Genomic DNA, 21396 nt, shown 5'->3' on the forward strand with positions numbered 1-21396 from the left:
CATACGATCCTCCATTACCAAGCATGTGGATCAGGGGTGAACACGACGTCCGTCGCCGATGGAGACGTCATGTGCGTGGTGGCGCCCGACTGGCCGTTCGTGACAAGCCGCGTGCATCCATTGACCGCCATCGGCGGGCTGATCATGAAGTTGCCGATTGTGTTGCCGTTTGGAAGAGTAAACAGGCCGACGCAATCGACGCCGCCGATCACGCTGCGAGCGCGCACCATGCCACTGGCGACGCCGCCTGGAATGTTGATGGTGACAGGATTTAAGACCTGCTCGGCATGAAGGCCGCGGATATCGACGAAGCCGCCAACGACTGCCAAGCCAAACTCACGCGGTCCGCCGGATCCGGAGGAAAGCCCACCCAAGTTCAGGTTGTCGATGAGCACCTGAGTGGTTCCGTAGTTGATGTAAACTTGGGCCCCTCCAGACGACCCACCTGCGAGGCAATTCGCAGTCGACTTACCACCCTTGAACTCCACGCTATCGAGTAGGATGTATGTCGCGCCGCCGTATCCGGTTTCGTAGGTTGACGCCCGACCGCACGCGCCAGGATAGATCGCCATGCGGCGCATGCCGGATTCGTGCTGGGCGTTGTTGGTGTAGACGGTAGACCTGCTGGAATCCCCGACGATGTCAAACTGATTGAAAATCTGGAAATCTTCAAGCAGCGACCCGAAGCATGCTAGATGCGAGAATGAATTGCAGAGCTCCCATTGATTGATACTCGCCGGGAACGTGTTGCACATCTTGATCACGCTGGCGTAGTTGCCTTGCCCCTTCACCTTGACGCCATAGGGCACCATGAGCGGCGTTGTTGCCGAGCAGCCGATCATTGCAGTCTGCTTCGTCAGCAGAACTAGGCCGCCTTGCGTGCCTCCAACATCGATGCTGGTGCTGGTCTTGTACCACGCAAAGCTGAGGGCATTCTGAAGCGTGGTGAAGTTGTCTGTGGCCGTGCCGTCCGTCCCGTCCCAATCGAACTTGACGCCCATGGCGCGCGCGTCGAGGCCCGCAGCCGGGAAGACGATTTGCCACTTGTTTCCGACGGCATCGCTGAAAGAGCCGGTCGGTGTAGTGACGCTGGAGACGGTCCATGTCACGGTCGATGCACAGCCAGGCACGGTCACCGAGAGGACATCGCCGGCAGTATAGCCGCCGGCCATGGCCCCGTTATAGCCGCCGACATTGGCGATAGAAGTGACCACATTGCCAGAAACGGTGACGACGCCCGTAGTGCCGCCGAGCTCGCCGCGTCCATTGCCCCCGTTGAAGGGAAGAGTGTAATAGGTGCCGTTGGTGCAGCCTGAGGTGCCGTTTGCGGTAATCGTACCGGACAGAACACGCGTGTCGAGGAAGTTGCCGGCGATCTTCTTGAACGTAGCCCCGCCGCCATCGCCGGCTGAAGCGTAGCCTGCTGTCACCAGCCCGTCGAAGTCCGATAGGTTCAGCGTCTGTGCCAGCGCGCGCGAGGCAAGGATCGGAGATGCCGCTGCGGTACTGGTCGCGCAGGTCGGGCAACTAATGATGCCGGTGACGGCATCGAGCAGGATCGGAGATGTTGCCGTGGTCGGCACCGTTCCGGATAGTGTCGGCCATTTGATCGTCGGCGTTCCCGCTACAGCCTGCGCGCTGACGGTTGCTTGTCCGCTGGTCGATCCCTTGTAGACAACAGAATTGACGTTGACCGTGTTGAGATCGAGCGAGCTCGACAGCATCGATGTGATGAGCGTCGAGAACGGGATCGCTTGTGCAGGCCCGGAGCCGATCGCGGTTCGGCCGATGACAGTGCCGGAGGGCACGGTAGGGAAGGTCTGGGCCGCGGCGATGACTGGCAGCAGTAGCGACGCGACGATCGTCGCAGCGAACTTCAGGCTCCGAATATGCATGTGCGGCCGATGGAATCGCGACGGCTCCACTGCTGGTCACCGTCCGCCTCGGCCTTATCCTCGTCGGGGGGCCGCCTTCTCCTTTCTGCCTTGTCCACGACGGGGGGCGTTTACTGCCGATCAGCTTGTCCTTGCGGGGCTGAACTCCGACTGACGCGTTACGAAAACTTTGGCCGGTTTTTCTCCCCGCGCGCCGGCCGGCGCGGATGCGAGGGCTCAAAGCGGGCCCTTGGAGCTCTCAAAGTTTGACGTCCCTCATGCTGCTTTGACCGGCGACGTGAGAACGATGTCCATCAGCATAAGATCGCGCCTGTGCTGACCATTGCCCGCCAGGAGTTCCTTGACCCAGGCCTGATCGCGCATCCGCTCAGCCTTCAGCCGTGAAACGGCCTCGTGCTCCTGAGGCGTGACTTCGCGATTGGTCAGCGTCTCGCGGATCACTTCGTCCCGGATGCCGAGATCCCGAAGCATTTCCGTCGCGCCGATCATCTGGAGACGACCGGTTGACTGAAACGGTGCGTCGTCAAGCAGACCAGCCATCGCCATGTCGACGTCCGGAGCACCACCGCTATCGATCTTGGCCTGCAGGTCGCGCATTTCCTGAGCGTGACGGGGATTGCCACCCAGATACTCTTCCCGCCAACTCGGGTCCGCCTTCAGTGCACTCAGCCGCGCGGCCGCTTCCGCACCAGTGGCCGGGATTTCAGGAGGCGGCGGTGCCGCGGGTGCCGGCGGCGGCGCTGCGGTCGCATGCGACACGATCATCTCACCGAGCGTTGCGCCCGGATTGTCCCAGCTGCTCATGCCGCCTCTCCCTGCTCTTCGCCTTCGTCGTCATTCCGCTCGAGGGCCTGGATTGCGGCGCGCGCGCCGTGTTGCAGACCGCGGAGAACCGAGTCGTTGAAAAATTCGTACGGCAGACCGCCCTTGTTCGGATGGCAGCACCGGCCGACGCCGGGCCCGATCATGCACTCAGCCGCGGAGCATCCTGTGCAGCAGCCCTTCGCGCTGATGCCGGCAAGCAGCTGATCCATGTTCGTGCTGCGCAACTCGAGCACCCGGGCCGATGCCGCCATGCGCTCAATTTCCTGCGCCCGCACCTGCGCTGCGCGGAGCTCTTCGACTGCGGTCCTGGCGGCCGCGATCTTGGCGCGATGCTCGGTCAGCTTTTCAGTCGCGCCGAACCGCCGCTCGACCGCTGCCAGGGTCAGATCAGCACCCTCGGTTTCGAGTGCCGCGAGGATTGCCAAGGCGCCGTCGAGCTTCTCGGCTATGCTGCTGTTGATCTTCGGGGACGCATTCCCGCTGCTCAGTCCAAGCACTGCCATGATCCACCTCACGCTGCTTCGGAGCGCTGCTGGTCCTGCCGGCGCGCGGCGGCGACCGCATCCTCGAGCCGGCACCGGATCCAGTCGGAGACCGTGCGCCGATCGCGTGCAGCGATCTCCTTCACCTGCTCCTCAAGATCAGGCTTGATCCGCGCGCCGATCATCTTCGTGTTTGCCATGGTTGAATTCCTTCGATCGTTCGTCACTTGGATCAAGCCCAAGCTGCTGATCTTTAGCAACGCACCGCACTGGCGCATGACGTTTTCGCTTCACCCACCGGTCTCGTACCCGCGCAACGGCCGCAGGGTCTTCAACCACGATCAGCGCAAGCCCGAGCGCTCCGAGGAGTGCCCCGAAGCTCATTGGTCCGAGGATCTTCATCGGTTGAGGTGCGAGCAATTTGGATACGTAGCCAGATTGCAGGCCGCCGATCTCGCAAAGCACCTCATGGCTCACGTCCAATTCGTCCCGACGATCGCGGAGCGCTTGGATCAGGCCGACGTAGTCAGTAATCGGGCGGGAGGTCATGTCAGCGACTGCTAGGCGATGTTTTCAGGTGATGAACGGAGTTTTCCGGGCCGGGCCGCGAAAGAGAACGAGGACATGAAATCTGCGAAGGGCTCGGGATTTCAGCCCCCCTCCCCTCGATCCCAGTTTCGCAGCAGATCTGACTGACCATCTGCCCCGCGAGCGCGTCGGCTTCCAAGAGTGTTGAAGTTCATGAGAGAGCGCGCGCGAAAACCCTTCTCCGAACGGCAGATATTGGACGAACGTTGGACACGAAGCGGAAAAGGTGCGCTTTTGCAACGCGTCTCGGGGTCCTTCTCCACCTTGTCGGAGTGGATATCGTGCGCCAAGCCGCGGGCCGACCTGAGGGTAACGGTTACGCGCTTGTTCGGTCCCACTCGGGATGAGTGGATATACCCGACCGAGCGCGATCGAGTGGCGCGGAAGTTCGGCGTTACTGCGCTCATGCCCATGGTCAGCTCCTTCCGCCCTTCTCTTCCAAGCGGTCGCAGCGCCAGCGGCCACCAAGGCCGCGGTAGGCGGTGCAAACCGCGTGGGGGGTGCGGGGGGTCTGTGTGCATCAGTCTGCACGGTGGTTTGTATCGGTCTGCTATGTAGTTTGATGGGTGGTTTGTGGGGTGGTTTGTATGTGCTTGGGGCGGTTTGCAGGGTGGTTTGTATGCTCATCTGAGAGCTCGCTCGATGTGCTTGGAGCGCTTGCCATCGACGATGACGATGGTGCCGCGGGCGAGCAGCCGATCCATGGCCTGCGCGAAGGCTCTCGCTTTGATGCCGCCGGCGTCGGGCTGGCCCTCGAAAGCGGATGGCGCATAGCCTGAGGCCTTGCTGTGCCGCACCTCTCGGCCTTCAGCTGTGAAACGATCGAGTAGCCGCATAAAGACGTCGTCGACCTCGCGGTCGGCAGCCGCGCGATACGGCGAGGCTTCGCCGGCCATAGCGGTGGTGAAGGTCAGGCCGCCCCAGCGCAGCGTTACCTTGTCACCGGTGCGACCGTAGTTTGATTTTGTGACGGTTAAGGTCCGGACGTCTGGATCGTCCTTATCCGGGTCGCTGAGGTGCAGCATGGAGCGCACTGAGTTGCGCCAGTCCACCGAGTTGGCCGTGCCGCTGCCGTCGGCCATGCCGCGGACACTGGGATGGTCCAGCAGCACGATCGCGGTGTCATGTTCCCGGGCAATCTTGCGCAGCATCGCGAGGAAGGCACGCACCTGCCGACGGGCTATCGCCTCGCCATCGAACACCGCGGCGACGTTGTCGACCACGACCAGGCGCGGCTTGTGCTCGACGATCCAGGCCTCGAGCCAGTCCAGCAGCGGCGCCCGTGACAGCCGGCCGTCCTTGTTGGCGTGCACCAGCCACGTGCTCTCCAGGTCCGGAAACACCATGTGCAGGTCCGGCAGGCTATAGGGATCGATGCAGCGGTGCTTACAGATGCGCTCCACGCGATCGCGGATGTTGTGCTCGGGCTCCTCACAGCTCAGGAAGAGCGCGGGTCCACCCTCGATCGTGCATCCGAGCCAGTCCTGAAGGCCGGTGGCGACGTAGACCAGCAGCTGCGTAATGATCTCGGTTTTGCCGCTGCCGCCGTTGCCGGACATGATGGTCAGGTCACCGCTCGGCACGCGCCCGCTGGCCAGCCAACGTTGTTGCTCCGGCTCGATGCCCTTCCATGCCGCCGGGGTGATCGCCGCGTAAGCAGCCCTCTGTGCAGGCTTCCCGCCGTCGTTCGCTTCGGTCTGCCTCTCGTTAGGAGCCATCACGTGCCCCATATCCTTGAGCGCCTGGTAACCCACCTGAAGCGCCATCCCACGGTTTGCGGAGGTCAGCATCACGCGGCCTCCAACATCTGAAGGAGAGTGGGCACATCGTCAGGATGATTTCGGAACCAGGCCGCCAACCGATCGGGATCACCCTGGTTCACCACATAGTGGAAAGCGTCTATCGTTGATTGCGCCGTGCGGTAGACCGGCCTTTGCATTGCCTCGGCCGGCACCACAGGCGGCAGTTCGCCAGTCCAGCGATGGCGGTCCCGTTCGTCGGCCATCTCCCAATCGCGAAGCAGCCGCGACGCATAGTCCGGCGGTAAATCGTCGGCCCCGGCTTCGTCAACATCGGCCAATGCTCGCGCCCAGATGAAAGCGGCTGCGATCACGTCCTGGACTTTGTCCTGCCCAAGCTCGGCGACGAGGCCGCGTTGCTCAGCGAAATTTTGGAGCATATCGACGGCCCACTGGATTTCCATCTCGCCCGACACGCAGCACAAGGCGTACTTCTCAGCGCAGGCTGTGAGAATTTTGATGGGTGCCGGCGCGCTCATTCTTCGTCGCCCCCATCGAGCAGGCCAAGCTCGCGCGCTTTTTCCACAGCCTTGTTGATGGCCTTGGCAAGATCCGGCAGCCGCGTGACTTTGATGGCGAGGCCCTTCGCTGTCGGAACGAGCTTCCCGTCCCTGTTCATCGCGTGCTTGCGCACGTTGATCAAGTTATGGCCTTGATAGGTCGACAGCTCCGTTATGATCGCGTCGTGGCGACGGTTGGCCCAGAACTGGTCCACGACCACGGATTCGGTGAGCTCGGGATTGCGCGCTCCCATGATCAAGCTGCCTGGTTGCCGTGGTCCGGCTTCGCCTGCGGCAACGATGCCAGCCAGGCGCTTTCGTCCTCGATCGTGATGAGGGTCGCGCTGCCAACCTTGCGGGCGTTAAGGCGACCTTCCTTCACCTCGACGTAGGCCTGCGACCTCGAGATCGAGTTGCGGGCAGCAAACTCGTCGATGCGAAACGATCTCTTGCCGAAGGAATTCTGAGTTGCGCTTTCCATGTCCATCTCCGTGTGGTGTAGCCGCACGTGGATGGATGGATGATTTGCCGAAATTCTTAGAGGGACATTCGAACGCTATTTTGGGCCGCGAATGTCCCGGCGGCGTTTGGAGGATCGCCTGGCATCCCGAACGGCTTCGGCGCTGACTGAACGACCGAACGCAATTTCCGTAAGGCTGGCTACGATCTCGTCGAGCGGCTGCCCGCAATTGAGCTCGAACATCTCACTGGTCAGACGCATGAAACGTTGGCGGGGCGCCTGGCTCTTCTTGTGGCCTAGCACTTCGTCGGCGAGCTCCTGAAAATTCTCGGCGGCACGCGCCTTCAGGGCGGCCTGTTCAAATTTGCCGGACTTCCAATCCTTGTTCGAGACCGCGCGAGCCTTGGAAAGGACTGCGGGCGCCTCCTTTACTACTCGCTGGGCGCGCTCGCTGGTAATGAACGCATCCAGCAGCCACGCGATAAACGCGTAGGGCGGCGGGGCCGCCTGCGTGGCTGAAATCTTTTCCCACAATCTTTCGACTTCAGGATGTTCTTGCCAGCGATCAAGAACCTCGACCATGAGCAATCGCTCGCTGTCGTCCCCAACGGGTTCTAGGGCACGTCGAAACTTGGATATCTCAGTCTTGAACGACGGCCGCGCCGCCATGATCAGGCCCCCGGCTGCAATGTCGTCACGTTTCCATCCTCGACTACACCGAACCGCGGCGCCCCTGCTCTGATCGCATCAGCGACATAGCTGGGGGCCAGATGGCCATAGTGCTTCTCGACCATGCGCGTGTCGCTGTGCCCAAGGTTCTTGGCCACCACCATCAACGGCACGCCGTTCATGACTGCGTGGCTTGCCCATGTGTGCCGCAACCCGTGGAAGCCCATCGGAGGGTCGATCTTTGCGCGCGTGCAGGCATCGCGCATGGGATCCTTCTGATGATCCTTCTTCCACGGCTCCCCGTTCTCTTTGACAAACAGGAAAGCGGTGCCCGCGCGGCCGGCGGTAATCGAGCGGAAGAACGCCACGCCGTCCTCGGTGAGGTGGATGTGCCGCGACTTGCTGGACTTGGACTTGCGAATGGCAACGGTGCCGCTGTTGTGGCTGAAGTCGACGACCTTTAGCCGCGTCAGCTCGCCATACCGTGCGCCGGTCTCGACCGCGCCGCGGGCCAGACGGCGGAAGTCCAAGTCTGAAGCGTTGAGCAACCGCGTCACTTCGGCGAGTTCGAGGTAGCGCACGCGCGCGGCGTCGACGCCCTTGAAAGGCTCCACGGCGCGCCAGGCAGCGTCGCTGGGGACCTTCTCGTCCCGCCATGCTCGGTTGAGGGCGGCCTTGAGCACCGTCAGGATGCGGTTTGCGGTCGACCGCCGGCGGCGCTGATGCTCCTCGGGGTCTTCGATCTCCTTGAACCTCTGTTCGTCGCCCTTTTTCACCCGAATGCGTGCGCCGGCCTTCGCGAGATTATGGTGCCATTTCTCGATCTTTTCCTTGGTCAGGTCCTTGACCTCCGTCTCGCCGAGCTCGGGCAGGATGAACGCGTCGGCGGCGTACCGGCTGAACTTCGCCGACTTGCGCTTGGCCTCTAGGAATTCGATGTAGTCGTCGACGGCGGCTTTCACGGTCAGCGGGCCGGACTTGCCTGCCGCCTTGTGCGCGCGGTCGACCATCAGATCGCGTGCCTTCGCCTGTGCCTGTGAGAAGCTCAGGATCTTCACGCCGTCGGCGTCGGAAAAATCGTCGGCCGGGCCGATTGTCGTGACCTCGTACTTCTGATCACCCACGTAGCTGCGCACCACCCAGTTGCCGGCGCCAGACTTGAGCCGCCGGTAGCCCAGGTGAACCCCCTCCTCCATCACGCGGTAATAGGGCTTGCCGCGGGGCTCCAGGCGCCGGCGCGCCTCTCGCTTTTCCAGATTTGCGTCGCGCACTGTGCGGGCCATATCGCCACCTTAGGAGTTGAGAGAGCGTCGTGTCCAACACTTGTCCAATATCCGTGGCTGGACGTCAATGGACTGGCATGGCCTTATGTGGCAGTATCTGTTGATTAAATTCGCCTATTTTTACGGAGGTGGACGGCCATGGACCTATTCTTATCTCTTTCACGGTGGAGAGAGCGGTTCGATTCCGCTAGGGAGCGCCAAAAAGCACCTAAAGTCATAGTGATGTCGGCAGGTTGGCTGGTCCATGACCTGCGCAGGGAGATCGAGCCGCGGACACATTGTTTCTGCGCAGAAACTCGGCTACTGGTGCGGTTTCCATCTATGGATCCGCAGCGATGACGGCCCGGGGGCTCACGTTCATCTACGTTGAGTATGGTGACATGGAGCGGCTCCAATTGGAGCTGAGGTACAGCCTTTCGACCTTGCTATATTGGGGCCGCCGATTCCCTTTGGACGTTGTCGTTTACACCGACAAACCATATCGCCACGCGGATTTGCCGGTTCGGCTGGTCGACATCTCCAGCAAGATTTCGGAGTTTTCCCGCGACGGTCTCTACCATCACCGCATCAAGCCATGCGTCCTCCTGAAGGAAATGGAGACCAGCACGAACTATTGCGTCATGGCTGACACCGACACCTTCTTCCGCGAGGGATTCTTCGAACGTCTGTTGGCCTCGCTGAGATCCGGTGCTGTAGCCGTCGATCGCCGTCACGGCCGCAATCCCATGCCCCAGCTCGCGGGGTTCGCAACCAGTCTGCCGAATGCAGGTCCCTATCGCTACGATCCAAAGCTCGCCGTTGAATACAACAGCGGGCTCACGGCCGTTGATCCGGAGCGCCATCTTCCCGTCGTGCAGGATGCCATAGCATGGATCGACGCCGTGCTCGACCATGGCGCACGGCAGCTCACCATCGAGCAGATCGCTTTGTCCGAGTGCCTGCGTGCCCACGCGATCCCCGTAGCCACGATGCACCCCGCTTTCGGGCACTACTATCGGGTCGCTCACAAGCGATACATGCAATGGCAGCTGCGACGCTGGAGGGAAAAGGATGGCCGGCTGTTCTCACCGCAGCCAGGAACGATCCCGTACACGCGACTTCGGGTGAGGTGGTTCAGGATCTTCGCCAGGATCAGTACGGTGCTCGGGCGCAATGTCGAGACGCAGACCCGGTGGAGATGAGAGCCGTCGAATTCACAGTCGGCGCCAAAAGACGAGTGAGACGATTGTGACCAGTGGGACCAGCACAGCGGTGACCCTGCCAACCCATCTGGCCATTCGCTCGACCCGAAATTGAAGCGCCGCGTCTGGGGCTGGTGAGGCAGCAGGGTCGGTTGGCTTTCTACGCATGGCAGCTTTCCTTTAGCCGATCCCCTTCAGCTTGGCACGCTCGGGCTCGGGCGAACGCCGGGGCGTCCTTCAGCCTCGGCCTTCGGCGCCCCTTTAGCAGGTTAGCCAGCGATCCAGGACCGGAGAGCAACATGCTGGCGAATCACCGGGGTTAACCATCTGAGATTGCTCATGATGGCCCTTGCGCCAGGGAGCGCCAGCTGCGCGGTGGCTCGCCAACGCCGACAATCCTCCGCCGCGGCATGAACTCCCCGCCTCCGCCCTCCGACCAATCTCCGATCGGAACCTGTACAGGCCCATGGAGCCGCGCGAGACCATGCCCAACAGCCATTCCGGCGCTGCCCCGCAGCCGCCGGCCTGGATGCATCGCGCGTCCCCCCATGCGCCGGACCGGCGCGCCAGGATGCTTGAGCACATGGCGCACGCCCGATCGCTTGCGCAGCGCCTGGCGGCGGCTGCGCAGCCCAAGACGCAGCCGAAGACATCGTCGCCGCTCGCGGCCGGCATAACGATTTTCGGTGATGCCTGCGGCTACGCAATCCTGTTCGGCCTCATTGCGCTCCTGTTCCAGTCCAGCGTTCCTCTCTACCTCGGCGCGTTTCTCTTCCTGGGCGACGGCACGCGCATCGAGAACGCGCTCGGAGCGATCGGGATCAGGTTCGAGCCCGATACGATCGGCCCCGAGATCGTCAAGGGCTCCATGTTCTGGTTTGCCTGGATCGCGCTGCTCGTATCCATGAGAAGCTCCGTCCCCGCCTTTCTCGCCGCGTGGATGCCACCGGCCATCTCATGGTCATCGGTCGCGGGCATCGCTCTCGCGCTCGCCATTTTCGATGCGCTCGCCGCGCTGACGATCCGGCGCGGAGGTCCGTGGTTCAACTTGTCGATCAGGCCGGACGGCCTGGCCTGGACGACAATAAAGACCGTCGTTCTCGTTGGCGTGCTGGCGCTGCTGGTGCTGTTGGTCTGAACGCCACCGCTGATTCCGCAGTGACGATATTGCGACCTTACGCCGCGAGCCATCGCACGACTCTGGTCCGCGCATTTACCGGAAATTTACCCCTGCTCATCTGCGCCGGTATCAATTGCTTAGAGTTTGGCCGCTAGCCGTGGAACTACGGAATCCCAAACAGATCGGCGCTCATGTCCGTCGAAGAGTTCCTCAGGCAACGGGCAGTGGACGTTGCGGTGAGCGGCAGCTACTCGCTGCCCCGCTGGTACGATTGCGAGGGCAAGCTGCGCAGCTTTGCCTGCCGGACCAAGCGCGTCTCGCCCTTCCGCATGATCGTGGACGTGCCTGTCGTCGGCAAGGTCGGCGAGCGCGTGACCTCCTACTTCCAGGATTTCGGCGAATTCCAGTGCACCATCAGCGCGACGCTGAAGGCGGGCTTCCTGATCGAGCTCGACATGACGCGGACGCGGCGCGCCTGGATGTCGGAAAAGCTGACCTGGCTCGAGAAGAAGCAGAAGGATGCGAGCGTTCGCGAGCTACGGCGTGACGCGCGCTTCGTTCCGCAGGTCTCGCACACGGTCCTGACCCTCGCGGACGGGAGCACTCATTCCTGCTTCATCATCGACGTCTCGACGGCCGGCGTCGCGGTGTCCTCCGAGTACGATCCGCCGGTCGGAACTCCGCTTGCGGTCGGTGCCTGCGTCGGGCGGGTGATCCGCAAATTCGCGCACGGCTTTGCGGTCAAATTCGCCGAGAAGCAGTCCCGGGACGACCTCGTCCGCCTGATCGTGCGCTCATCGCAGCCGGCCTGATCCACCGCATCGCTGCCCTATCGCGGCCAAAATGCGGTATCAGCTTATGTTGGTCTGTGCCTCGGGCCGGACGTCATGTTCAGACTTGCGCTCGGGGGACCGAATGGCAGTCGACAAGATCACAGTTGATAAAGTCACAGTAGATAAGATCACTTGGGACAGGGTCGGCCGGGTCACCGAGCCCGGCCGCTACATGTACACGTTCGGCTGGCTCACCATCACCGCCGGCGATATCGAGATCTGGAAGCGATACCCACAGGCCGCGTTCACCCTGCTGGCGCAACCGGCCGATCCGGACGAATCGATCGGCGAAGAATTCCATCTCGGCGCCTTCGACGTCGCTCCCGGCGCGCCGCCGCCGTTCACCACGCATTGAAGAACGGCTTCGGGGCCGCCGCGCGCTGCCTTGAGAAGTCATCCTACCCGCTGATCCGCCGCCGGGACAGGTGCGCAGTGAATTGAAGAAGCCTGCGCATTTCCTTGATCTGGCTTGCCAATCCCGACCCGACATCCGACGCACGGTTGTTGCCATGGATGACGAGCATTTTTTGTCATGCAATTGATTGCGCTTGTATTCTACTTCTTCGCAGGCGACGGGAATGAACGGCAGCTGTCGCCCGCATTCAGCGAGCCGACAGCAGGCGCATGACACATGGTCGCATCGGCCCGACGTAGATAAGCGGATCAAGGGAACCTATTTTCGGCGCCAATGTACCTGATCGAAGCGCTCCCCACCGTCATTGGAACTGCGGCCATCGCCCCGGCGCTGCTGATGCTGTGGCTTGTCATCGCTGCCGAAGAGCGCCCCGGCCCGCCGGCCCAGGTCTGGACTGCCTTCCTGCTCGGCGCGGCCAGCATTTCGCTCCTGGGGCTCGCCCGCGCTCCCTTCGCCAAGATGGTCGCGGCCCCCGACGACCCCTGGGCGGCGCTGGCCATGCATTCGATCTTCGGCGTCGCGCTGCCTGAAGAGGCCGTCAAGGTGATCGCCATCGTGCTGATTTCGTCGACCAAGCGGCGGACCTTCTCCAATCCAATGGACACCGTGGTCTATGGCGCCGCGGTCGGCCTCGGCTTCGCCGCCTACGAGAACCTCGCCTACCTGGTCCAGCACGCGGAGATGTGGCGCTCGCTGGCCGCCCTGCGCAGCGTGCTGACCGTGCCCTTCCACGGCGCGCTCGGGATCATTGCGGGCGCCTACCTGACGATCGCGCGCGCAGGCACGGCACTGGGCGCGAACCGCCGCCATCGCGACTGGGCGCGCCTCTCCAGCCGGCTACTGATCTTCGCCGCCCCGCTCGCGCTGCATTCGGCTTTCGACTTCCCGCTGCTGGCGCTCCAGCGCATGCCCGATCTCGATCCGACGCTCCGGATGTGGCTGGGCGCCGCGAGCCTCCTGGTCGGCTTCGGCTCGATTGCTTTCGCCATCCGCCTCGTCCGGCGCGTCGCGCGCCACCATGCGCCGCGGACCGATGTCGCCCGCGAGCGGCTCAGCCAGCTCCGCCGGATGTGGGCGCTGCTGCTGGCCGGCGGCGGCATCGGCTTTCTGGGGCTCGCCTTCGTACTGACCTCGATCCATCACTGGCTGATCAACCCCGAGCGCAACCTGACGCTGGCGCTGATCCCGATTGGTTTCGTCTCGATCCTGCTCGGCCTCGCGCTTCTGATTGTCACGACGGCGATCTACATTCTCGGCCGCAACCGCATCCGCACCAGCGCGGAAGGCTTTTCGTCGGCGCCCGGCGGCGGCTGAGCGATGGCAGGCGCGGTGGACACATACTAGATTGAGCGGCATGGGCTGCTGACGAGATCGAGGACTTCATGACATCGCCTGAGGAATTTTCACGGCTGCAATCCGCAATGAACCAGGCGGTCAAGACGCATTGGAAGGCCTTCCTGTTCGAGGGCATCCTGCTCGTGGTTCTCGGCATAGCCGCATTGGTCTTGCCGCCGCTCGCGAGTCTTGCGACCGCGATCTTCCTCGGCTGGATGTTCCTGATCGGCGGCATCGGCGGACTGATCGCGACCTATTGGGCACGCAGCACGCCGGGCTTCTGGTGGTCGCTGATTTCGGCCGCTCTTGCCGTGCTCACCGGCATGCTGCTGCTGGCCCGGCCGACGCAGGCCGTACTGACCCTGACCATCGTGCTCGGCGCCTATTTCCTCGCGGAGGGCGTCACCACCATCATGTACGCGCTGGAGCACCGCCGCGAACTCAGCGGCCGCTGGTCGTGGCTCCTGGTTTCCGGCCTCGTCGACATCGCGATCTCGTTCATGGTGATCACGGGACTGCCAAGCTCGGCGGACTGGGCGATCGGCGTGCTCGTCGGTATCAACCTGCTGTTCGGCGGCGCCTCCTTGATCGGCATGGCAATGGCGGCACGCAACAGCAAGACCTGAGGCGCCACGCCGCCCTACGCAACGATTGGGGGGGGGTGACAAGCCGCCAGCGGCAGGCTATATGGCCTGCCATGATCACCGTCGCCACCAGCTATTTTTGGTACTTTAGCTACGACAGCTCGCTGGCGGCGGGAGGATCGCGCTCAATCTGACACATTGCAGCAAACGTCCGAACAAGCCGCCAGACCTGGCGGCTTTTTTATTGGCCGGCAGGTTCTAAAACAGACAGGAGCCCGCCGTGCTGAGCACGACCGACGATCTTCGTATCCGCGAACTGAAAGAACTGAGCACACCGGAAGAGGTGATGCGGGAGGTCCCGCGCACGCTCACCGCGACGCGCGTGGTGATGGCCGCCCGCAACGCGATCCACGCCATCCTGAGCGGCCAGGACGACCGCCTGCTGGTCGTAGTCGGCCCCTGCTCGGTGCATGATCCCGAGGCCGCGCTCGACTACGCCGAGCGCCTTGCGCACCTGCGCGAGGACCTTGCCGACCAGCTCGAGATCGTGATGCGGGTCTATTTCGAGAAGCCGCGGACCACCGTCGGCTGGAAGGGCCTGATCAACGACCCCAATCTCGACGGCAGCTTCGACATCAACAAGGGCCTGCGGCTGGCGCGCAACGTGCTGTCGGCCGTGAACAATCTCGGTCTGCCCGCCGGCACCGAATTCCTGGACATGACGACGCCGCAATACATCGCCGATCTCGTCTCCTGGGCCGCGATCGGCGCGCGCACGACCGAGAGCCAGATCCATCGCGAACTGGCCTCGGGGCTGTCCTGCCCGGTCGGTTTCAAGAACGGCACCGACGGCAACGTGCGGATCGCGGCGGACGCGGTGAAATCGGCGTCGCATCCGCATCATTTCATGGCGGTGACGAAGCTCGGCCGTTCGGCGATCGCCTCGACCGCGGGCAACGAGGACTGCCACATCATCCTGCGCGGCGGCAGCAGGCCCAACTACGACGCAGCCAGCGTTGCGGCCGCCTGCAACGAACTGACCAAATCCGGCGTCGCGCCGCTCGTGATGGTCGATGCAAGCCACGCCAATTCGAGCAAGAAGCCGGAGAACCAGCCGCTGGTGATGGCCAACATCGCCAGTCAGATCTCGGGCGGTGAGAGCCGCATCATGGGCGCGATGATCGAGAGCAACATCGTCGCCGGTCGCCAGGACGTGGTGCCGGGCAAGCCGCTCACCTACGGCCAGAGCATCACCGACGGCTGCATCGACTGGCCGACCACGGCAAGCGCGCTCGAGCAGCTCGCCGACGCCGTCGAGATCCGTCGCAACACCCGGCACGCCGGGCGGCACGAACGATCGGCCTGAGAAATCACGAGGCTAAAGCATGATCCGGAAAAGTTTGCAGCGGTTTTCCGAAAAGATCATGCTTAGACAACAACCTGAAGCGCGATGACGATTCATCCTAATCGCATCGCGCTTTAGGTTGGCTCGCTCCTACCTCTCCCCGACGGGGAGAGGTCAAAGCAATCAGCAGCCGCGGCAGATGCTCTTGATCTTGCGATCGAGCTCCGCATCTTCCTTGTTCGCAGGGGTGTTCGGATCGCTCAGATTCTTCTCACTCGGCACGTCAGTCGCACGCGGCTGGCGGTGACCAACTGGCGCCGGCCACACCGTTCCACGGCTTGCACCGCTGGAGGTCGATCCCTTCGAGCCGTTGGTCTGCGCAACCGCCGGGCCACAAAGCAAGACCACGAGCGATGCTGCCACCATGATCTTCTTCATTCTCAGTGCTCCATTCTCCAAACCGGCGCGCTCTCCGCCCCGCTCAGGTCTCGGGCGGGTAAAGATGAACGTCGCCGCAATAATCGACGATACGATAGCGCGTTTCGGCTCCCGCATCATCCGCATCGGGTGCGGTATTTTGCGGCGCCAGTACGTAACCTGGCCCCACGGGCGATTTGCCGGCGCCGCCGGGAATGTCGATGACATAGTCCGGCTGACATAGTCCCGACACCCGCCCGCGCAGCTGCCGCATCAGGTCCTGTCCCTCCGCCAGCGTCGTTCGCAGATGCGCAGTGCCCGGTGCGAGATCGCCGTGATGCAGGTAGTAGGGCTTGATCCGGCATTCGACGAAAGCTCGCATCAAATCCGACAGAGCGGCGATGTTGTCATTGACGCCGCGCAACAGCACGGACTGGCTCACCAAAGGAACTCCAGCGTCGACGAGCCGTGCGCAGGCAGCACGCGCGGGCCCTGCCAGCTCACGCGCGTGGTTGGCGTGCACTGCCAGCCAGGTGGTCGCGCCCGCGACCTTCAATGCCGCAACCATCTCCTCGCTGACGCGCGCGGGTTCGGCCACCGGTACGCGGGTGTGAAGACGGATGATCTTGACGTGATCGATCGCAGCCAGTTCGGCCATGATCTCGCTCATCCGCCGCGGCGACAGCATCAGGGGATCGCCACCGGTCAGAATCACTTCCCATATCTCGTCGTGTGCCCGGATGTAGTCGATCGCCGCGCGATAAGCGCTGTCCGACAGCGCATTCTCCTTGCCCGGCCCCACCATCTCGCGGCGGAAGCAGAATCGGCAATAGACCGCGCAGACGTGAACGAGCTTGAACAACACGCGGTCGGGATAGCGATGCACGATTCCGGGAACTGGCGAATGCGGATGGTCGCCGATGGGATCGGCACTCTCGCCCGGCCTCAGGTCCAGCTCGGCCGCGGTGGGAACGAATTGTCGCGCGATGGGATCGTCGGGATCGCTGGTGTCGATCAGCTCGATCAGCGCCGGCGTGATCGCCACGGCATAGCGCGCGGCAACGCGTTCGAGCGCCGGCAGCGCCGCTGCGGGGGCCAGCCCCTCGGCGACGAGTTCGGCAGGCTCGCGCAAAGTGCGTGCAAGGTTCGTCTTCGTCATCTCTCATCCGCAGGCGGTGTCCACACCACCTGATCAATTCGTGTTGCGCCGCTCGCCAGCATGACCAGCCGGTCGAAGCCGAGTGCGACACCACTCGCCTCCGGCATTGCGGCGACCGCGGCCAGAAAGTCCTCGTCGAGCGGATAGGCTTCGCCGTAGCGGCGCTGCTTCTCCGTCATCGATTCCGTGAAGCGTTTTCGCTGCTCCTCGGCATCGGTCAGCTCGCCAAAGCCGTTGGCGAGCTCGACGCCGCACGCATAGACCTCGAATCGCTCGGCGACCCTCGGGTCGTCCGCCTTCACCCGCGCCAGCGCCGCCTCTGGAGATGGGTATTCAAACAGGATGGTCAAACGCCCCTGCCCGAGATGCGGCTCGACATGCTCGACCAGGACCTTGCTGAAGATGTCGGACCATGTGTCGTCCTCGGCCACACGGACCTTGCCGCGGACCGCCGCGGCGAGCGCGTCACGGTTACCCTCGCCACCCGAAATTGTCGACAGCAGATCGATGCCCGCGAAGCGCTCGAAGGCACCCGCGACCGTCAGGAGCTCCGGCTCGGCGAAGGGATCGGCCGTCCTGCCGCGGAAGGAAAAGGTCCCGATACCGGTCGCCTGCGCCGCACGGGCGATCACGACGACGCAATCGGCCATGATGGCATCATAGGGGGCACCTGCCCGGTACCATTCCAGCATGGTGAATTCGGGCAGATGCAGGTCGCCGCGCTCGCGGTCCCGGAACACCCGGGCGAATTCGAAAATCCGCGTCTCGCCCGCCGCCAGCAGCTTCTTGCAGGCGAATTCGGGCGAGGTCCGCAGGTATCGGCAGGCCCGGCTGCCGTCGGGCCGGATGATCTCGGTCCGGGGGGCGTGCAGATGGGTCTCATTGCCCGGGGAGACCTGAAGGACCGAGGTTTCGACCTCCATGAAGCCTTGTTCGGCGAAAAAGGCCCGTAAAGCTCCGGTCACCGCGCCCCTGGCCTGGAGGAACGGCCGCCGATCGGGGTGCCTGCCGGGCGACCAGAACGGCGACATCGGCTTGTCCCCAGCCATTAACCGACCGCTCCAGCCAGCAGCAAAGTGCTGGCATCCAACGGCAAAATCAGTATGTTGCGGCCCGAAACGGGCGCCGAGGTCCGATTTGAGGCCCCAAGTCCCCCATCAATTTGACCACGTCCTGGCCCCCGCCGGGCCAAGCAAGCAGGAAATACAGCTTTGAGAGTCATCGCCAGTTCTATTCGCAAGGGCAACGTGATCGAGCAAGACGGCAAGCTTTATGTCGTCGTGAGCGCCGAGAACATCCATCCCGGCAAGGGCACCCCGGTCAGCCAGATCGAAATGCGCCGAATCTCGGACGGGGTAAAGATCTCCGAACGCTACAAGACCACCGACCAGGTCGAAAAGGCCACGATCGAAGAGCGCAATTACACCTACCTCTATGAGGATGGCGACGGCTACCACTTCATGAACCCTGAGACCTACGACCAGGTCCAGGTCTCGAAGGACGTCGTCGGCGATGCCGCCGCGTATCTCCAGGAGAGCATGACGGTCAAGCTGTCCATGCACGACACCAACCCGGTCTCGATCGCGCTGCCGCAGCGCGTGACGCTGGAAGTGGTCGAGACCGAGCCGGTGACCAAGGGCCAGACCGCATCGTCATCCTACAAGCCCGCGGTGCTCTCCAACGGCGTGCGCACCACCGTGCCGCCGCACATCTCGGTCGGCACCCGCATCGTGGTGATGACCGAAGACGGCTCCTATTCCGAGCGCGCCAAGGACTAAGCGGGCAATCGAGGATCGAAACAGGTACCGCCGGGGGCGAGGCAGTGAGCAGGAAGAGTTTCCGGTTCGTCCCGCTTCTCCTGGCGTCGCTGTCGCTCCTCCCTGCAGCGCCGGTCGCGGCGGATGAATTCCGCGGCCCCTCGCTCACGGCCCTGCGCGTCGACTGGCGCGCAGCGCTCGACCAGCTCCGTGTCGAGATCAACAGTCGCCCGCAGATTGCGGGCGACTTCATCTTCGCACCCCGCCGTTCGGTGCCGCGCTACGATCCGCGCGCGATGCCCGCGCTGGTGCAGCTCAACGCGATCTCCTCGCGCTTCTTCACCGGCATCACCCGAAGCCCCGTACCCGTGCTGCTGCCGTTCGACGCTGCCGCGTACCTCGAGGCGCAGCGCAGCGGCGCGCCGGCGTCGCTCACGCTGTCGCGCTACCAGGCAGACTTCAATCCCGTCGACATGTTCGATGCCGGACCGGCGGGCTACAGCGCGACCTTCTCGTTCGAGCCCGGCGCCGGCGAGGGTATGCCGAGCCGGGTATTCGCAAGGCCGGTCGAGGTGCAGATCACGGGCTCGGCGCTCGTCTATGACATCGCCGATCCAGCCGGCGGCAAGGGCGAGCCAGTCAAGCCACTCGCGGCAACCTACCCGGACCTGCGCAGATTCATCCGGGAAGGCTATGTGCGCTATGCTTTCACCCGCTTCGGCGTCGCCTATGTGGTGTCGATCCAGTGCCTCGACAGCATCGCCAAGCCGCGGCGGCTCGCCTGCAAGGAAGCCTATCCAGTCGCCGAGCGCTTCTTGAAGGCCCTGCGTATCGCCGGTGGCCAGCGCATGCGGCCGTTGATGGACATTGCCTCCAACGTCCTCGACCGTCCCGCGGGACGTTCACCGGACTTCAGCTACCGGCCGAGCGGAGACATCATTCCGAACACCGGCTACCGCAAGCAAGGCGGCCATCCCGATCTGATGGCCTATGCCCAGATCCGCTTTCCCCTCGAGAAAGCGCCCGCCTTCGTCCGCTCGCAATCCTACGGCAGGCGCGACAAGAGCGAAGGTCCGACCGCCTATCCCTGGCGCGACAATTTCTGCGAGTCGCGCAGTTTCGAGGTGTGGCAGTGCGGCGGAGGCTACGGCCACCAGGGCGAGGACATCCGCGCCGCGGACTGCCCGGCGCCCGGTGAAGGCCGCGAGCCCTGCGATCCCAAGCAGCGCGCCGTCGTCGCCGTGCGTGACGCGATCGTCATCCGCGGAGCCAAGGACCAGGCCGCGACACTTCAAGTCAACAGCCGCACCGAGCACATCCGTTTCCGCTACATGCATATGAACCCGCACGCGTTGAACGCCGATGGCGTGCTCAATGGCCGCATCGTCACCGAAGGCGAGAAGATCGGTGTGATCTCGAACTATCTCGACCATCCCGCCGGCACGTCGATGCACCTGCATTTCGATGCGCAGGTGTTCACACGCGACGGCTGGATCTGGGTCAGCCCCTACGTCACGCTGGTCTCGGCCTATGAGCGCCTGATCCGCGCCCGCGGCCGCGAAGTCGGCCCGGAGATCGCAGGCACGGCGCAGCCGGTCGCCCATGCGCTGCCGGAGGACGTGATCAAGCCGGACCTGCGCGAGGGATCGAGCGGCGAGGACAATTGACGGCTTGCTCGCTCCGATGCCGGGCGGCGCAAGAGCGTGTCGTCGCGCACACCCGCCGGCTCAACGAAGAAGGGACACGGTTCATGAGTGTCGGACTGATCGGTCTTCTCGACGATGTCGCGGCGATTGCAAAGGTGGCAGCAGCCTCGCTCGACGACGTGGCAAGCCAGGCCGCCAAAGCGGGCACGAAGGCGGCAGGCGTGGTCATCGACGACGCCGCCGTCACGCCGAACTACGTCATCGGCTTTGCCTCGAAACGCGAGCTGCCGATCGTCGGCAAGATTGCGGCCGGATCGCTGCGCAACAAATTACTGATTCTGCTTCCCATTGCCCTGCTGCTTGGCTACTTCCTTCCCGCCGCGGTCACGCCGCTGCTCATGCTGGGCGGAGCCTTTCTCTGCTACGAGGGCGCCGAAAAGGTGCTCGAAGCCGTGCTGCCGCATCATGCGCACCACCACGAAGCTCAGCTGCAGCCAATTGCGTTGAATGCCCGGTCGGTCGAGGACGAGAAGGTCTCGAGCGCCATCAAGACGGACTTCATCCTGTCGGCGGAGATCATGGCGATCACGCTGGCGGCCCTCCCGGCGGGCAGCATCTGGACGCAGGCGCTGGTGCTGGCGCTGGTCGGCCTCTGCATCACCGTCGGGGTCTACGGCGTGGTGGCCCTGATCGTGAAGGCGGACGATGTCGGCATGGCCCTTGCGCGCTATGACGGCACCTCGATCATCGGCAGCGGAATCCGCTTGCTTGGACGCGCGCTCGTCCGCGGCATGCCCATCTTCCTGGCCGTGCTGAGCACCATCGGCACCGCCGCCATGATCTGGGTCGGCGGCGGCATCATCCTGCACGGCATCGAAAACTACGGCCCACCCGTGGTCGGCCACACCGTCCATGCCGCCACCGAGGCTGCCGCACACCTCCTTCCCTCCGTTGCGGGCGTCATCGAATGGTCGGTCGAGGCAGCCATCTCGGGCGTGCTTGGACTCCTTGTCGGCGCACTTGCGATTCCGGCCGTCGAATACGGTCTCGCACCGGCATGGAAACGGTTGAGGCGATCGCGATCGGGCTGAACATGCGGTGGC

At 63.5% G+C, this 21396-nt stretch carries 24 protein-coding genes; 10 read left to right on the forward strand and 14 right to left on the reverse strand.

What is annotated here, in order from left to right; all coding sequences use genetic code 11:
- Window positions 1–14: 14 nt before the first annotated feature.
- The 11 genes from AC1RQP_RS03510 to AC1RQP_RS03560 all read right to left on the reverse strand — a co-directional run bounded on the left by AC1RQP_RS03510 (window position 15) and on the right by AC1RQP_RS03560 (window position 8501).
- The gene (locus tag AC1RQP_RS03510) at window positions 15–1895 is read right to left on the reverse strand and encodes a hypothetical protein (protein ID WP_492935935.1); all 1881 of its coding nucleotides are present in this window, start codon (window positions 1893–1895) and stop codon (window positions 15–17) included.
- A 255-nt stretch (window positions 1896–2150) separates the two neighbouring features.
- Entirely contained in the window at window positions 2151–2699 is a 549-nt protein-coding gene (locus tag AC1RQP_RS03515; protein WP_492935936.1) for a hypothetical protein, read from the reverse strand.
- A complete protein-coding gene (locus AC1RQP_RS03520) occupies window positions 2696–3223 on the reverse strand; it encodes a hypothetical protein (protein WP_492935937.1) in 528 nt (175 codons plus the stop codon). The genes AC1RQP_RS03515 and AC1RQP_RS03520 overlap by 4 nt, the downstream gene beginning before the upstream one ends.
- An 8-nt stretch (window positions 3224–3231) precedes the next feature.
- Complete coding sequence (locus AC1RQP_RS03525) at window positions 3232–3402, reverse strand: hypothetical protein (protein WP_492935938.1); 171 nt, start codon at window positions 3400–3402, stop codon at window positions 3232–3234.
- Window positions 3362–3751 (reverse strand): hypothetical protein, encoded by a 390-nt coding sequence (locus tag AC1RQP_RS03530; RefSeq protein WP_492935939.1) that lies wholly within the window; start codon window positions 3749–3751, stop codon window positions 3362–3364. The genes AC1RQP_RS03525 and AC1RQP_RS03530 overlap by 41 nt, the downstream gene beginning before the upstream one ends.
- Before the next feature lie 662 nt (window positions 3752–4413).
- Complete coding sequence (locus tag AC1RQP_RS03535; RefSeq protein ID WP_492935940.1) at window positions 4414–5580, reverse strand: AAA family ATPase; 1167 nt, start codon at window positions 5578–5580, stop codon at window positions 4414–4416.
- The gene (locus AC1RQP_RS03540; protein WP_492935941.1) at window positions 5580–6068 is read right to left on the reverse strand and encodes a hypothetical protein; all 489 of its coding nucleotides are present in this window, start codon (window positions 6066–6068) and stop codon (window positions 5580–5582) included. Before AC1RQP_RS03540 ends, AC1RQP_RS03535 begins: the two co-directional genes overlap by 1 nt.
- On the reverse strand, window positions 6065–6343 hold the full coding sequence (locus tag AC1RQP_RS03545; protein ID WP_492935942.1) for a PC4/YdbC family ssDNA-binding protein: 279 nt from the start codon (window positions 6341–6343) through the stop codon (window positions 6065–6067). Before AC1RQP_RS03545 ends, AC1RQP_RS03540 begins: the two co-directional genes overlap by 4 nt.
- Before the next feature lie 2 nt (window positions 6344–6345).
- Window positions 6346–6570, reverse strand: coding sequence for a hypothetical protein (locus tag AC1RQP_RS03550; protein WP_492935943.1), 225 nt, complete (start codon window positions 6568–6570; stop codon window positions 6346–6348).
- A 75-nt stretch (window positions 6571–6645) separates the two neighbouring features.
- Window positions 6646–7131 carry a hypothetical protein gene (locus AC1RQP_RS03555; protein ID WP_492935944.1) on the reverse strand — a complete coding sequence of 162 codons (486 nt, stop codon included), beginning with the start codon at window positions 7129–7131 and terminating at the stop codon, window positions 6646–6648.
- A gap of 89 nt (window positions 7132–7220) precedes the next feature.
- Window positions 7221–8501: a tyrosine-type recombinase/integrase gene (locus AC1RQP_RS03560; RefSeq protein ID WP_492935945.1), complete on the reverse strand. Its 1281-nt coding sequence runs from the start codon at window positions 8499–8501 to the stop codon at window positions 7221–7223.
- Between the two features lie 335 nt (window positions 8502–8836).
- Here AC1RQP_RS03560 and AC1RQP_RS03565 point away from each other — a divergent pair, with 335 nt between their 5' ends.
- The 7 genes from AC1RQP_RS03565 to AC1RQP_RS03595 all read left to right on the forward strand — a co-directional run bounded on the left by AC1RQP_RS03565 (window position 8837) and on the right by AC1RQP_RS03595 (window position 15335).
- Window positions 8837–9682 carry a hypothetical protein gene (locus AC1RQP_RS03565; RefSeq protein ID WP_492935946.1) on the forward strand — a complete coding sequence of 282 codons (846 nt, stop codon included), beginning with the start codon at window positions 8837–8839 and terminating at the stop codon, window positions 9680–9682.
- 583 nt (window positions 9683–10265) lie between these two features.
- Window positions 10266–10820: a hypothetical protein gene (locus tag AC1RQP_RS03570; protein WP_492935947.1), complete on the forward strand. Its 555-nt coding sequence runs from the start codon at window positions 10266–10268 to the stop codon at window positions 10818–10820.
- A gap of 173 nt (window positions 10821–10993) precedes the next feature.
- Window positions 10994–11614, forward strand: coding sequence for a PilZ domain-containing protein (locus tag AC1RQP_RS03575; protein ID WP_492935948.1), 621 nt, complete (start codon window positions 10994–10996; stop codon window positions 11612–11614).
- 103 nt (window positions 11615–11717) lie between these two features.
- Window positions 11718–11990 carry a hypothetical protein gene (locus AC1RQP_RS03580; protein ID WP_239623470.1) on the forward strand — a complete coding sequence of 91 codons (273 nt, stop codon included), beginning with the start codon at window positions 11718–11720 and terminating at the stop codon, window positions 11988–11990.
- A 333-nt stretch (window positions 11991–12323) separates the two neighbouring features.
- The gene (locus tag AC1RQP_RS03585) at window positions 12324–13364 is read left to right on the forward strand and encodes a PrsW family glutamic-type intramembrane protease (protein ID WP_028177540.1); all 1041 of its coding nucleotides are present in this window, start codon (window positions 12324–12326) and stop codon (window positions 13362–13364) included.
- A 68-nt stretch (window positions 13365–13432) separates the two neighbouring features.
- Window positions 13433–14011 carry an HdeD family acid-resistance protein gene (locus AC1RQP_RS03590; protein WP_239623469.1) on the forward strand — a complete coding sequence of 193 codons (579 nt, stop codon included), beginning with the start codon at window positions 13433–13435 and terminating at the stop codon, window positions 14009–14011.
- A gap of 238 nt (window positions 14012–14249) precedes the next feature.
- On the forward strand, window positions 14250–15335 hold the full coding sequence (locus tag AC1RQP_RS03595; protein ID WP_492935949.1) for a 3-deoxy-7-phosphoheptulonate synthase: 1086 nt from the start codon (window positions 14250–14252) through the stop codon (window positions 15333–15335).
- Window positions 15336–15497: 162 nt separating this feature from the next.
- Here the strand turns inward: AC1RQP_RS03595 and AC1RQP_RS03600 are convergent, their stop codons facing one another.
- The 3 genes from AC1RQP_RS03600 to epmA are packed head-to-tail and all read right to left on the reverse strand — an operon-like array spanning window position 15498 to window position 17939.
- Window positions 15498–15752 carry a hypothetical protein gene (locus tag AC1RQP_RS03600; RefSeq protein WP_239623468.1) on the reverse strand — a complete coding sequence of 85 codons (255 nt, stop codon included), beginning with the start codon at window positions 15750–15752 and terminating at the stop codon, window positions 15498–15500.
- Between the two features lie 43 nt (window positions 15753–15795).
- Complete coding sequence (locus tag AC1RQP_RS03605; RefSeq protein ID WP_239623467.1) at window positions 15796–16890, reverse strand: lysine-2,3-aminomutase-like protein; 1095 nt, start codon at window positions 16888–16890, stop codon at window positions 15796–15798.
- Window positions 16887–17939: an EF-P lysine aminoacylase EpmA gene (gene epmA / locus AC1RQP_RS03610; RefSeq protein ID WP_492935950.1), complete on the reverse strand. Its 1053-nt coding sequence runs from the start codon at window positions 17937–17939 to the stop codon at window positions 16887–16889. The genes AC1RQP_RS03605 and epmA overlap by 4 nt, the downstream gene beginning before the upstream one ends.
- Before the next feature lie 162 nt (window positions 17940–18101).
- On the opposite strand from epmA, the gene efp reads away from it, so the two are divergent.
- From efp to AC1RQP_RS03625, 3 genes are all read left to right on the forward strand, one after another.
- Entirely contained in the window at window positions 18102–18668 is a 567-nt protein-coding gene (gene efp / locus AC1RQP_RS03615) for an elongation factor P (RefSeq protein ID WP_212373478.1), read from the forward strand.
- A gap of 44 nt (window positions 18669–18712) precedes the next feature.
- On the forward strand, window positions 18713–20314 hold the full coding sequence (locus AC1RQP_RS03620; protein ID WP_492935951.1) for a M23 family peptidase: 1602 nt from the start codon (window positions 18713–18715) through the stop codon (window positions 20312–20314).
- Between the two features lie 83 nt (window positions 20315–20397).
- Window positions 20398–21384 carry a DUF808 domain-containing protein gene (locus tag AC1RQP_RS03625; protein WP_492935952.1) on the forward strand — a complete coding sequence of 329 codons (987 nt, stop codon included), beginning with the start codon at window positions 20398–20400 and terminating at the stop codon, window positions 21382–21384.
- The last annotated feature ends 12 nt before the right edge of the window (window positions 21385–21396 follow it).

It is taken from the genome of Bradyrhizobium sp. GW821-FHT13H06, from assembly GCF_058803975.1.

What these genes read in the sequence shown, in the direction of transcription:
- AC1RQP_RS03510 (WP_492935935.1), bottom strand. Translation starts at nt 1,895, where the DNA reads ATGCATATTCGGAGCCTGAAGTTCGCTGCGACGATCGTCGCGTCGCTA.
- AC1RQP_RS03515 (WP_492935936.1), bottom strand. Translation starts at nt 2,699, where the DNA reads ATGAGCAGCTGGGACAATCCGGGCGCAACGCTCGGTGAGATGATCGTG.
- AC1RQP_RS03520 (WP_492935937.1), bottom strand. Translation starts at nt 3,223, where the DNA reads ATGGCAGTGCTTGGACTGAGCAGCGGGAATGCGTCCCCGAAGATCAAC.
- AC1RQP_RS03525 (WP_492935938.1), bottom strand. Translation starts at nt 3,402, where the DNA reads ATGGCAAACACGAAGATGATCGGCGCGCGGATCAAGCCTGATCTTGAG.
- AC1RQP_RS03530 (WP_492935939.1), bottom strand. Translation starts at nt 3,751, where the DNA reads ATGACCTCCCGCCCGATTACTGACTACGTCGGCCTGATCCAAGCGCTC.
- AC1RQP_RS03535 (WP_492935940.1), bottom strand. Translation starts at nt 5,580, where the DNA reads ATGCTGACCTCCGCAAACCGTGGGATGGCGCTTCAGGTGGGTTACCAG.
- AC1RQP_RS03540 (WP_492935941.1), bottom strand. Translation starts at nt 6,068, where the DNA reads ATGAGCGCGCCGGCACCCATCAAAATTCTCACAGCCTGCGCTGAGAAG.
- AC1RQP_RS03545 (WP_492935942.1), bottom strand. Translation starts at nt 6,343, where the DNA reads ATGGGAGCGCGCAATCCCGAGCTCACCGAATCCGTGGTCGTGGACCAG.
- AC1RQP_RS03550 (WP_492935943.1), bottom strand. Translation starts at nt 6,570, where the DNA reads ATGGAAAGCGCAACTCAGAATTCCTTCGGCAAGAGATCGTTTCGCATC.
- AC1RQP_RS03555 (WP_492935944.1), bottom strand. Translation starts at nt 7,131, where the DNA reads ATGGTCGAGGTTCTTGATCGCTGGCAAGAACATCCTGAAGTCGAAAGA.
- AC1RQP_RS03560 (WP_492935945.1), bottom strand. Translation starts at nt 8,501, where the DNA reads ATGGCCCGCACAGTGCGCGACGCAAATCTGGAAAAGCGAGAGGCGCGC.
- AC1RQP_RS03565 (WP_492935946.1), top strand. Translation starts at nt 8,837, where the DNA reads ATGACGGCCCGGGGGCTCACGTTCATCTACGTTGAGTATGGTGACATG.
- AC1RQP_RS03570 (WP_492935947.1), top strand. Translation starts at nt 10,266, where the DNA reads ATGGCGCACGCCCGATCGCTTGCGCAGCGCCTGGCGGCGGCTGCGCAG.
- AC1RQP_RS03575 (WP_492935948.1), top strand. Translation starts at nt 10,994, where the DNA reads ATGTCCGTCGAAGAGTTCCTCAGGCAACGGGCAGTGGACGTTGCGGTG.
- AC1RQP_RS03580 (WP_239623470.1), top strand. Translation starts at nt 11,718, where the DNA reads ATGGCAGTCGACAAGATCACAGTTGATAAAGTCACAGTAGATAAGATC.
- AC1RQP_RS03585 (WP_028177540.1), top strand. Translation starts at nt 12,324, where the DNA reads ATGTACCTGATCGAAGCGCTCCCCACCGTCATTGGAACTGCGGCCATC.
- AC1RQP_RS03590 (WP_239623469.1), top strand. Translation starts at nt 13,433, where the DNA reads ATGACATCGCCTGAGGAATTTTCACGGCTGCAATCCGCAATGAACCAG.
- AC1RQP_RS03600 (WP_239623468.1), bottom strand. Translation starts at nt 15,752, where the DNA reads ATGAAGAAGATCATGGTGGCAGCATCGCTCGTGGTCTTGCTTTGTGGC.
- AC1RQP_RS03605 (WP_239623467.1), bottom strand. Translation starts at nt 16,890, where the DNA reads ATGACGAAGACGAACCTTGCACGCACTTTGCGCGAGCCTGCCGAACTC.
- epmA (WP_492935950.1), bottom strand. Translation starts at nt 17,939, where the DNA reads ATGGCTGGGGACAAGCCGATGTCGCCGTTCTGGTCGCCCGGCAGGCAC.
- AC1RQP_RS03625 (WP_492935952.1), top strand. Translation starts at nt 20,398, where the DNA reads ATGAGTGTCGGACTGATCGGTCTTCTCGACGATGTCGCGGCGATTGCA.